This is a genomic window from Nostoc sp. 2RC (assembly GCF_014222165.1).
GTDB classification, from domain to species: Bacteria; Cyanobacteriota; Cyanobacteriia; order Cyanobacteriales; family Nostocaceae; genus Nostoc; species Nostoc linckia.
In genome coordinates this window covers 1-11,528 of record NZ_JACKZU010000267.1, presented here as the reverse complement: position 1 = coordinate 11,528, position 11,528 = coordinate 1, and the positions used below count along the sequence as shown (strand labels likewise).

At 38.6% G+C, this 11,528-nt stretch carries 7 protein-coding genes; 4 read left to right on the top strand and 3 right to left on the bottom strand.

Features of this window, described 5'->3' with window-relative positions:
- The first annotated feature begins 307 nt into the window (after positions 1-307).
- Both GNE10_RS24575 and GNE10_RS24570 read left to right on the top strand, forming a co-directional pair.
- Complete coding sequence (locus GNE10_RS24575) at positions 308-946, top strand: Uma2 family endonuclease (protein WP_185567467.1); 639 nt, start codon at positions 308-310, stop codon at positions 944-946.
- Between the two features lie 100 nt (positions 947-1,046).
- Complete coding sequence (locus tag GNE10_RS24570) at positions 1,047-3,188, top strand: WYL domain-containing protein (RefSeq protein WP_185567465.1); 2,142 nt, start codon at positions 1,047-1,049, stop codon at positions 3,186-3,188.
- A gap of 198 nt (positions 3,189-3,386) precedes the next feature.
- On the opposite strand, the gene GNE10_RS24565 is transcribed toward GNE10_RS24570, so the two are convergent.
- A complete protein-coding gene (locus tag GNE10_RS24565) occupies positions 3,387-4,271 on the bottom strand; it encodes a DUF4351 domain-containing protein (RefSeq protein ID WP_185567463.1) in 885 nt (294 codons plus the stop codon).
- Positions 4,272-4,424: 153 nt separating this feature from the next.
- Positions 4,425-7,727, bottom strand: a complete 3,303-nt coding sequence (dpdE, locus tag GNE10_RS24560; protein ID WP_185567461.1) for a protein DpdE — start codon at positions 7,725-7,727, stop codon at positions 4,425-4,427.
- Between the two features lie 254 nt (positions 7,728-7,981).
- On the opposite strand from dpdE, the gene GNE10_RS24555 reads away from it, so the two are divergent.
- Positions 7,982-9,076, top strand: a complete 1,095-nt coding sequence (locus GNE10_RS24555) for a DUF4350 domain-containing protein (protein WP_185567459.1) — start codon at positions 7,982-7,984, stop codon at positions 9,074-9,076.
- A gap of 33 nt (positions 9,077-9,109) precedes the next feature.
- Positions 9,110-10,060: a MoxR family ATPase gene (locus tag GNE10_RS24550; RefSeq protein ID WP_185567469.1), complete on the top strand. Its 951-nt coding sequence runs from the start codon at positions 9,110-9,112 to the stop codon at positions 10,058-10,060.
- Between the two features lie 237 nt (positions 10,061-10,297).
- On the opposite strand, the gene GNE10_RS24545 is transcribed toward GNE10_RS24550, so the two are convergent.
- Positions 10,298-11,275 carry an SGNH/GDSL hydrolase family protein gene (locus tag GNE10_RS24545; protein WP_185567457.1) on the bottom strand — a complete coding sequence of 326 codons (978 nt, stop codon included), beginning with the start codon at positions 11,273-11,275 and terminating at the stop codon, positions 10,298-10,300.
- Positions 11,276-11,528: the final 253 nt, after the last annotated feature.

Below are 11,528 nucleotides of genomic sequence, written 5' to 3'. Positions count from 1 at the left end.
CATAGACAAGACCCCTCCCCAACCCTCCCCTTGGCAAGGGGAGGGTGCCGTCAGGCGGGTGGGGTATCTGTCGCAAATATTTTTTGAATCGGTATTATTTGTTTGTGTCTTTCGCGTCGCGCCAGTTCCTACCCTTCTCCTGACTCAGAAGGAAAGTCTCTTAACCGCAAGGGCGCACTGGCTTGATTGATATGAGTCCTGTTTCACCGTCAACCGTCAACAGTCAACAGTCAACCCTTTAACCGCAATAATTTATTTTAGTTTCACGGGGTCGATATATTGTAGTAAAAGAGTTGGATGAATCTTTATGCTATTAGAATTCAGACAATTGAGGATTCAACCAGGACAGCAATTGCTACTTGAAGATGTTAGCTGGCAGCAATTTGAAAATATTTTGGCAGAATTGGGAGAACATCGTGCTGCGAGACTTTCTTATAGTCATGGATTTTTAGAAATTATGGTTCCCTTGCCCGAACATGAAAAAGCCAAAGAAATGATTGGCGACATGGTGAAGATTTTCTTGGAAGCAAAACAAATTGCATTTGAATCTTTGGATTCCACAACTTTAAAAATTGAACGTATGACTCAAGGAGTCGAACCTGATGCCTGTTTTTATATTCAAAATCAAGCGGCAGTTATTGGTAAAAATCGTCTCGATATGAGTGTCGATCCACCTCCAGATTTAGCAATAGAAATTGATTTAACTTCCCGTACGCAGTTGGATAATTATCAAATTTTGGGAGTACCAGAACTTTGGCGATATGGAAAACAAGGATTAAAAATTAATGTTTTGCAAGGTGGAAAATATGTAGAATCAGATTTTAGTCCTATTTTTCCAGATATTCCGATAATTGAGCTTGTAAATCAATGCGTCCAACAAAGTCAAGTTTCTGGTAGAACCCAAGCAATTCAAGCTTTGAGAAATTGGGTGCGGAATCATGTTTAATGTGGATGTTGCTGATTAAAAATTGTCATTCGCATTAACATTATTCTACAAAGTAGGATATCGCTTTAAGATTGGATATCACTAGAAAATTTTACCTGATATGCCAATTTCGCCAATTCCCAATCAACACTCAGCAAAAACTGACTGCAAAGCTTTGGCTCATTTTCTCATTGGAACACCAGGAAGCGGTAAATCTACCTTTGCGGAATTGATATGTCGGTTGGGAAATTACGAAATTATTTCTACTGATGAAATTCGCCAACAATTATATGGTGATGCCACAATTCAAGGCGAATGGCACAAAATCGAATCCACTGCGATTAACGCTATTTGTACAGCATTGAAGTTGGGTAAAAGTGTTATCTACGATGCTACAAATTGTAAGCGTTGTTTTCGGATGGATTTTTTGTTAAAAGTAAATACCAAACTTAGACAATGCAATTTACCCCAACTGAATTGGATTGGTTGGTACTTAGAAACTTCTTTGCAAACTTGTATTCAGTGGAATCAACAACGCCAACGCCAAGTTCCGCCAAATGTGATTCAGAGTATGTATCAACAGCTGCAAGATTTTCCGCCAATTACCGGAGAAGGATTTGCCGCAATAAATAAAATCAACGTCACTTCACCGAAATTTTCTCAACACCAAATTACCGAACTAATTGCAGGTATTCCACGTCAAATTATCAATTCTCAAAATCGTCATGCAAACATCACACTTCATCGTTACAGTAATTTGGTGGATTTTGAGCGTTTGATGTATTTAATCTACTTAATTATTAATTATCCTGGTATTGGCGAGTTCCACATAACTCAGCCAAAACTTTTAGAAAACATTCTTGGCTATGTTGCAAATTTTGTTAACTCACTGGAAGAAATTACTGTGATTATGGCTAAATTGCGGGGTATGGTTTATGCCAGGGAAGAGGCCATCGTTGCTGATTTAGAATGGCTACAAACTCAAGGAATTATCAATAGTAATTTTCCAGTCAATTATCAAAAAGTTCCAGAATTGGATACTTGTGAATTAACATCATTAAGTGGCATACATTCCTATTCAGATCAAAAAGTTTTTCAGCGTTTAATCAATACAATTCGCTTTATTCTCCACTACCCTTTTTTAGCTAATACAGGTGGGGGTAGCTTAAAAACTTTGACTCAATCCCTTGCACAAGCCGGGATAATTTGCAATCCTGATACCGAAGAAGCTACTATTCGGAAAGATATTGAAAAAGTTTTCAAGCCATATAAAATATTACCGGAGTTTCCTATGCGTAATGGCTATTTTGCTGGTACGGGGATTTTTTCTAAACCAGAATTAATCAAAGTATTCAATATTATTCAATCCCAAGCCAACAGTTTAAGCGATCCTCAAGCTTTAGCAATCTACGAAATATTTAAGCAGCGATTATTACAAAATCATTTAATTGAGAATACTGAAAATATTTATCCAGTGCGAGCGATCGCTAATACTTCAATTGTAGACTCGAAACATCTACATAGCAGTGCCTTAAGTCATAATCTCTCTCAATTGGAAACAGCAATTGTAGAAGGAAGACTGTTAGAATTAAAACGATTTATGGGTGTGGGTAGATACGCAGGAGATGAAAAAGACTTTTTCTTAGCTTATCCATTGCAAATAGTTTTCTGTAACTTTGCTTGGTATTTGGGTTATGAGTGTGTCAACGGTGAAACTTCTGGTTTGCTGAGATTTGAACGTCTTGATAGATTGTTTTTAGGGAGACTTCAAACTCAACAACGCAGTCGAAAACAACAAGAAAAGACATTACAAAAGTTACAAAAATTATTCAAAGCCGGTGCAGGGATGCACTTAGGAAATAGCAGTACTGACCAAAAACAATTTCTCAGTGCTGATGAAAACCAGCGAATGCAAGTTAGTGTCACAGTGGAACTTTGGTTTAGCAGCCGCATTTATCCTTTTATTACTGAGGGGACAAAACGGTTCGCAGACATGAAAATGTCCCCCCCAATTCACAAAACAACTAGTAATCTTCCTGAGTCTTTGTTTTGCTTAAATGGAACTGGTGATGATATTTTTCCACATTGTTTTCAGGCAATATTTCCTAAGTGGACATTAGATGATTTTGATTTGTTGAGATGGATTGTTGGCTTTGGTGGAGATGTTAAGGTGAAACAACCACAGGAGTTAGTGCAGAAGGTAGCAAAAATTGGTCAGAGTATTGTAGCTAATACCAATTTCAAAAAAGAATGCGACACATAGACAAGACCCCTCCCCAACCCTCTCCTTGCTAAGGGGAGGGTACCGTCAGGCGGGTGGGGTATCTGTCGCAAACATTTTTTGAATCGGTATAATTATGACACTCCCCTGGCTAAAGCCGAGGTATTTTAAGAAGTTCAGACAGCGCGGATTTATCCTGCGCTTCTCCACTCCAGTTGATTTCTAAATAATTTTAATAAATCAAATTTCTTGCTGGTTTAACCAACTTACTAAATCAGATAACGATGAAAATCGCAGAATAGCCCTACCTAATGCTTCTAAGCGTTCCTTATTTAAAAGTTTCACTCGTTCAATAATTGACGAATCAATTTCACCAAAGCGTTCATCAAGTAAAAGTAGACAAAATTTCAGTGCTTCTTTTTGTTCGCCGCGTTGTTCGCCACGTTGTTCGCCACGTTGTTCGCCACGTTGTTCGCCGCGTTGTTCGCCCTTCTGTAAAATATATTGATAAATCACTGATTCTTGCATAGTTTCCTCCCGTAATAATTGCAGAATCAAATCTTTCTCAAACTTTAACCCTGCTAAAATCTCCGTGTATGCAGCTGTATTTTTTCTAGTTTCAATATCTGGAATTTTAGCAATTTCTCCTGCAATTTGCGATAATAACCTTGGGGCTGAATTCGTTCGCGTTAACGGTGCTAACGGCAACAATCCCACATTATTCATAAATAGTTCTGAATCTTGCTCCCACATTCGGATAACTCGATAACGATGAGTTGTCACTTCACTAACATATTCTGTGGTAAAGGCAATTTCATCATTAGTTTCTTGCAAGAAAATCACTACTTGTGTAACTGGAACTTGGTATTTACGTGTCAGCCGGACATAGTAATCTAACATCCGCAACGAAATCGGTGTTTGAGATTGAATTGTAGTTTGAAATTCCAGGTGTAAAATGCGATTTTCTATTTGCAAGAATGTCACAGAATCAGCGCGAATTGGTTCGATGCTCAATTCGGTTTTTAAAATTTTAATTGTGCGCGGTTCTTGATTCAATAACCACCGAATAAAATCACGGGGATATTGTTCTGCAAGTAATTTACACAGATTGTCATATTCTGCCATTCGGAGATTTAATCAGTTATCATTTAACTGAATATTGAGTATTATTTTATACTACAAATGAATGGTTTAAGGTACTAAAAAACCCTACCTTTGAGAGAGGGTAGGGTTAATTACATTACTAAGGCTATTTAACTAGACATTGTATCACCAAAATTAGCCCAGCGATCGCCCTGATACGATAATGAACCCCACTGAATCAAGTTTAATTTGCGGTCGGCGAATTCCCTCTAAAATAGCGGCACTTAAAGCAGTTTCTATTTTGAGTTCTTCAGCTAATGCTCGATCCCAACTTTGTTGATTCAACAACAAGTTTAATTGTTCTACTCTATTGCTTAATTTCTTTTCGGCGATGAGGCTACGTTTTTCACACAATTCGATAAAATCATGACGATTGGAAAGTAAAGCTAAAGAAGCATTACGTACTTCATAGCAATAATTTTGCCATTTACTAGGTTCGACAAAATTGTCAATAATTTCTAATCGTTCTTTTGCCAAATTGTAATCTCGTTGTTGGTTATTGTTTCTATCTTTGTAGGGACGTTGTAAGATATCCAACAACACTGGATCTTCCACAACAGATATTGGTTCCTTGCGACCATCAACATAGATAGTTTCCATAATTGGTGGAAACAAAGCATCTACACGACGCTGCAAAATTTTGTATTGAGAATTATCCAGTTTATTCTCAATTAAAACTTGTTTGGCAATTTTTAAATTTGTCTCCAGTATATAATTATATTGGAAACCAAACCATTCCTTGCCTTGTTGTGCGTCCCAAGATGCATCAGTGCGCCACATGGCAAAGGCTTGACCCCGGTCATCCCAATCTATATAGTTTAACAGTGCTTCGACAAATCCTTCTCCAATTCGCAAGAGTTTAACATCAGAACTTTGGTTGGCAATTCTGCGGTTATAAGTACCATATTTGTCTAAATAACTGTCAGCAAAACGAGTTTTTAATTCATTTATCGGCACCAAAGTACGGGTTATCGGTTGATAGCGCTTCATTTCTGGAAAATCTGGGTGAGTCGTTGGTTTGAAACCCAGCGCATCACAAATCCAGCCTTCAATTGCTCGTTTCATTTCTAAATGACGAGCATCATAATTATCTAAATCTTGAAAATATTCGGTTGCCATTTCATCAGTGGCGTCAATTTCATCTAAAGCATTGAGTTCGCTAATTTTGATGATTTCGGCTTGGATTTGTGCTTTGATTGGCTCAATCATTTCCACTAAACCAGCAGCACCAGATTGAAATAATGTTGCTTCTAATTCTGGCAATTTTTCATCTACGTAAAACTGAAAACTAGCAATTGATTGTTGAAAAATCCCAAAACCATCTTTTAAAACTTGATACCAAGCGTTGTGGGGACTATCTTCTAAATAAGGGCCAATCAATACACAAGATTGGATGCCTATTTTGCTACCAATACGGTCAAGCCTACCAATTCTTTGTTCTAATTGATTAGGCGACCAAGGAAGATCGAAATGAATTAACCAATCAGCAAACTGGAGATTACGCCCTTCTTCTCCAGAGCGATCGCATACTAAAATAAAGCAGTTGGCATCGTTTTTGAATCTATTTAACCCAGACTCGACTTTATCCGGTGATTCTCCAAATTGATGGCTGACTACCGCCTGAGTACCAAAGGTATCAGATAAATAGCGGACAATTTCTGCACAACTTTGAGCAAAACTGCTAAATATAATAAATTTGGGGAAAATATCCCCTGCAATAGGTCTCTTGATTCTCTGCTGGATTCTGGTGAGAAATTCTTTTTGATTTCTGCGGACGTTTGCCGGAATTTTAAAGTATGTACCTAACTGATTTAGCAATACTGTTCTTAAATTTTCTTTGCGTTCTCCGTCTTCCATTGGTTGACGAACAATCTTGAGTATGGATTGCAAAATTTCTTCTTCGCCGGAAAATTTAGGAGTTGTAGTTAATAGGCGAATATCATCTTCTTTAAATTCCTGACTCAATTTCACATGGGGTTTTCCAGTTAAGCGGCTGGTAATTACTTGTTCTAAAATGCCTAACCAAGTACCCGCAGCTAAAAATAGTAACAGGAAAATTCGCTGATATTGCTTTTCTTTGGGGGCAACACTACGCCATTGATTGATGAATTCGTGAATATCGAGCGATCGCTCATCTAGATCGTATTCTTCTTTGGGCGTAAAATTGCGGTCAAATATCACATCTTCCACCGCCGCCCGACGGTTGCGAAGCATCCGCCGATATAATCGATAGGTATCGCTGACGTGGCTGCGAATTGCTTGGACAAGTTGATTGGCTTTTGCAGCATTTTCTTCTAAAGAATTTTCTAAATCATCAGCTAAATTGAGTAAATACTTATCCTCAGGAAATAATTTGCGTAATTCCTGCAAATTATTTTTCAAGACCACAGGCTTTGCATCTTCTCTCAAAGCCAACAGCACTTTTCCTATTTGTTGACTGCTGGCAACTTTCGCACGAAAACCTGCTAAATCTTGTAGTCTGTATGTTGTGGGGTCGAGCAAATGCAACATTGCTAAGAAATCTTGCTCGTGATTCACAACCGGATTAGCGGATAATAAAAGTAAGCGATCGCTTTTGTGAGCTAGTTCTTTACAAATTTCAAAACGCTGCCGCACTGCTGCATCTTTAGAGGTCGCCATTGCGGCGATGTGATGGGCTTCATCTAATATTAAACAGCCAATCTTCGCTCTCAGATTAATTTTATGGACATCTTCAATAGCTAGTACCGCTACTCGTTTGGGAAAATGAGAAATGTAAAACTTGTTTTCTAACTCAGTGCGCCATTGTTGCAGCAAATATTGGGGAACTATGACCACCGCACCTTTTTTCGGTTCATCTAATAGAAATTGGCGCAGAATTGCACCCGCTTCGATGGTTTTTCCTAGTCCTACTTCGTCTGCTAATATATAACGTTGAATTGGGTCTTCCAGCACCCGCCGCACAACTTCAACTTGATGGGGATAAAGATTAATATTTGCCGAAATTAATCCCGTCATCCCGCGACTGACTGCGCGTTGCTGAATCAAAGATTTCACAAAAGCCAATCTTTTATCGTGGAAATAGGGCGTTTCGTGACCCTTCATTGCTAAAGTTTCAATGGGGTCTGTGTTCGGTAAATTACAACGGACATAAATTTCTTCTTCCGTCAGAATTGCAGTTTTCTTGTCTGGTAAATCAACTTGATATTCTTCTGTATCTTCGTCCCAGGCGAAAATTCTGCCAATTATCCATTTATCTTGGTTTTCGGACTTAATATAGCATCGTGCTTGGGGTTCAAGCCGCACTTGAGAAAGCGAACTTAGAGGTAACGTTTTTTGTAGACGTTGCCCCAAAGAGCAAAAATACTCAACAGTCGCATTAGTCTCAGATATTTCGGCAACTTTTCCTATACCCAAATAATTATTCTGGGACTGTACTAATAAACCAACTCTAATCATAGATCCAGTCCCCTAAACAGACTTAAAGTAACTTCCAAATTAGTTTATTCAGCCGTATCTGGCAATTTTGGCAAATCTCATTATAGACAATAAACTGCTCTTAGAGTTTTTCAATATGGCGAACTGTAAAGTTCATTCATATCATGTTCTGTTAATTAGTTATGATTGCCACAGCCACTGCACCGTACTTCCAACCAATGTCTAGAAAAATCCACAAATCCCATCGGAAACATTCTCATAAGTGAAACTGAAAAATGAAACGTTCAAATCGCCTTGCTTGGATGGCTGTAATTGCCATCGCTGCCATCGTTTTACTGAGTTTAATAGCAGCTCCTAATAATACCAAAATTACTGGCGGTTCTACTTACAATCGAGATCCCAACGGCTATGGGGCTTGGTATAATTTTATGCAAAAACAAGGAGTTTCAATTCAGCGCTGGCAAAAACCTTTTAGTGAAATTCCACCAGAGGACAGTCCAGTTACCTTTGTTGTGGTTACCAGCGAACCCAGAGGTACAAGCCTCGATATTCAGGAACGTGAATGGTTAGAAAAAGGAAATACTTTAGTAATTTTAGGTGTTGGCGGGCGAGTCACAGAATCAGATTTTAGCACCCTGCAAAAATCTCCCCAAGGAGATATTAAAATTGAGACCCGCAGGCGCAATAGAAAAGTTAACCAAAAACAAACTGATTTAGGCGATCGCTTTGGTGCTATTGTCTGGCAAGAAACATACAACCAAGGTAAAGTAATTTTTTCTACTACTCCTTACTTAGCTGCTAACGCCTATCAAGATAATTTAAGTAATTTTAAGTATTTAGCTGATTTAGTCAATAAAAACAACAACACAATACTTGTGGATGAATACATTCACGGCTATAAAGATCCTGATGTCAGACAAAAAGAAAGCGAAGGAAATTTGTCTAGTTTTTTTGCTAAAACCCCTTTATTCCCAATATCCATCCAAGTAGCGATCGTGCTATTAGTACTAATTTGGGCGCAGAATCGCCGTTTTGGCAAACCAGTGGCTTTAGATACACAAGTTGCCGACAACAGCGAGGCATACATCCAAGCCTTAGCCCTGGTGTTGCAGAAAGCCGACACCACAGACTTTGTAATTGGGATAGTGGGTAAACAAGAACAATTGCAACTGCAAAAAGCCTTGGGATTAGGTCAAGTACCCCTAGAACACCAAACTTTAGTTAATATCTGGGTAGAAAAAACAGGTGCAAGTGGCGCGGATTTAGATGCAGTTTTAAAGCTGCGATCGCACAAACAGCCCATCAAGGAACAAGAACTGTTAAGCTGGTTGGGAAAATGGCGAAGTATAAGATTAACTCGTAATTCGTAATTCCTACAAATGACTAATACCAAAATTCATATTATGAACCAAACCCATGCTATTTTAATTCAACTTGGTGAAAGTCTTAAACAAGTAATTGTCGGACAATCCAGCCTCATACAACAACTTTTAGTGGCACTATTAGCCGGTGGACATATCATTTTAGAAGGAGTACCGGGGACTGGTAAAACTCTGTTAGTCAAAGTGTTAGCACAATTAATCCAAGGTGACTTTCGCCGAATTCAACTAACACCAGATGTCTTGCCATCAGATATCACTGGTACAAATATTTTTGACTTAAATAGCCGTAATTTTACTTTAAAAAAAGGGCCAATATTTACAGAAGTACTGCTAGCAGATGAAATTAACCGCACTCCTCCGAAAACACAAGCAGCGCTGCTAGAAGCAATGGAAGAAATGCAGGTAACCTTGGATGGTGAAAGTTTGCCCTTGCCGGATTTATTTTGGGTGATTGCAACCCAAAACCCCCTAGAATTTGAGGGGACTTATCCTTTGCCAGAGGCACAATTAGACAGATTTTTATTTAAATTAGTAGTAGATTATCCCGATCAAGCAGCTGAAAAGCAAATGTTACTCAATCGTCAGGCGGGGTTTGCAGCAAAGCGCTTAGACATTAGCCGTTTGAAACCAGTAGCCACAGTAGCCGATATTTTGCAAGCGCGACAAGCAGTCAAAGAAGTTAAAGTATCAGAAGCGATCGTTGATTATTTGTTGGCATTAGTGAGAGTATCGCGTCAATATCCCGATTTAACTTTGGGTGCATCACCTCGCGCCGCCGGTGCTTGGTTGCAGACATCTCAAGCCCTAGCGTGGTTAACTGGAAGAGATTTTGTCACACCAGATGATGTCAAAGCAGTTGCATCTCCATTGCTACGCCATCGACTGATTTTGAAACCAGAAGCAATGCTGGATGGTTTACAAATCGACGCGGTAATTGCGTCGGTAATTAATCAAGTACCGGTTCCAAGGTGATGGAATTTTGGATTTTAGATTTTGGATTTTAGATGAATTATCTTGATGTCCGCTAAATCACCCATAATAAAAAGTTTGTAGTGAGGACTTTAGTCCTCAAACTAGGACTGAAGTCCTCTGTGCGAGACGCTACACGACCACTACAAACAAATATTTTTATTTAGTTTGATTAATCAGACATCACATAAGGTTTTTTACAAGCCAACCGTCAACCGTCAACCGTCAACCATCAACAGCTTAATAACTGCGACGTTTGCGAAGGGACAGCCCACATAAACCGCTAACTGTTAACACTCCTAACACAGTGGAAGATTCAGGAACCGAAGCCGGCTGGAGGGCAGAAAACGCAAATTCTCCAATTAGTTGATTAGTCGCAGTTGTTGAATGAATTTCATCCCAAAATAAAAACTTGTCTGGTTCACATACAACTGGCTTCACCGTAACTTCGATGGGTACTACCGATAATTCTCCCACACAAGAATCAGTGACATTTGTGAAACCAAATTCTTTTGAATTTGCAATGATGCGATTAAATAAAGAATTAATATCAAAAGGAATAATCTTAGCTTTAGGACTTAGTTGCTGATTCAACAAATTAATAGTTGCAGCTAAATTGGAGTTATGTGCATTTGTAAAATTGCTGAGTATGCTTGCTGTTTGAAGATTATCACCTGTCACTGGAAACTTTCCCAAATCTGGTAAGTTTACTACTAGAATATTTTCAGCGCCCACCGCAGTCAATGAAGTTATTGCTGAGGATAAATTAGCTACGGTTTCTGTTGGATTAGGAGTATCATTATAAAAATACTTTAGGTAATCATTAGCACCCGCCCAAATAACATAAAGAGCATTGCGATCGGCAGATTTATTGAGTGTTGTAAATTCATTAATTTGTTGCTTTAATCCTGGTAAAAAACTTAGTCCTAAGTTATCCAATCCTGTAGTCGCACCACCAAAGGCAAAATTGTTGTTGGGATTAAAAGTTAACCCTAACTCAGAGGCCAGATACTCTACCCAAACTGGGCCATTAGAAAAACGTCCATTGAAGTAAGTCGGGCTTGGAGGAATAATCCCATTTGTGGAATTAAATACATTACCCGTATCAGAAAAGCTGTCACCAAAAACATAGATATCGTCATAATTTTGTGCCAAAACTTTCAGTGGACACATCAAAGACAACATAAAAAATGCTGTGGTCAGCAATTGTTTTTTCATAATAAAATTGAGAGTAGGGAATAGAAAAGTTAAAAAATAATCGCTTTTTGTCTGAAGTACGAGCCAGGGAATTTGTCAGTATTATCTCAGATTCATGAAAATTTAGAACAATACTTAACCCTCTTTGATAACTCTGATGAAAGAAAAAATGTAGATTGGAGAGTCTCTGGCGATTTAAAGTAAGTGGCCTTTGAGGAACAGAGGTCTGATGTATTTGAAACCTTTCCCCCTTCCCCCTGTCTCTTATACACAT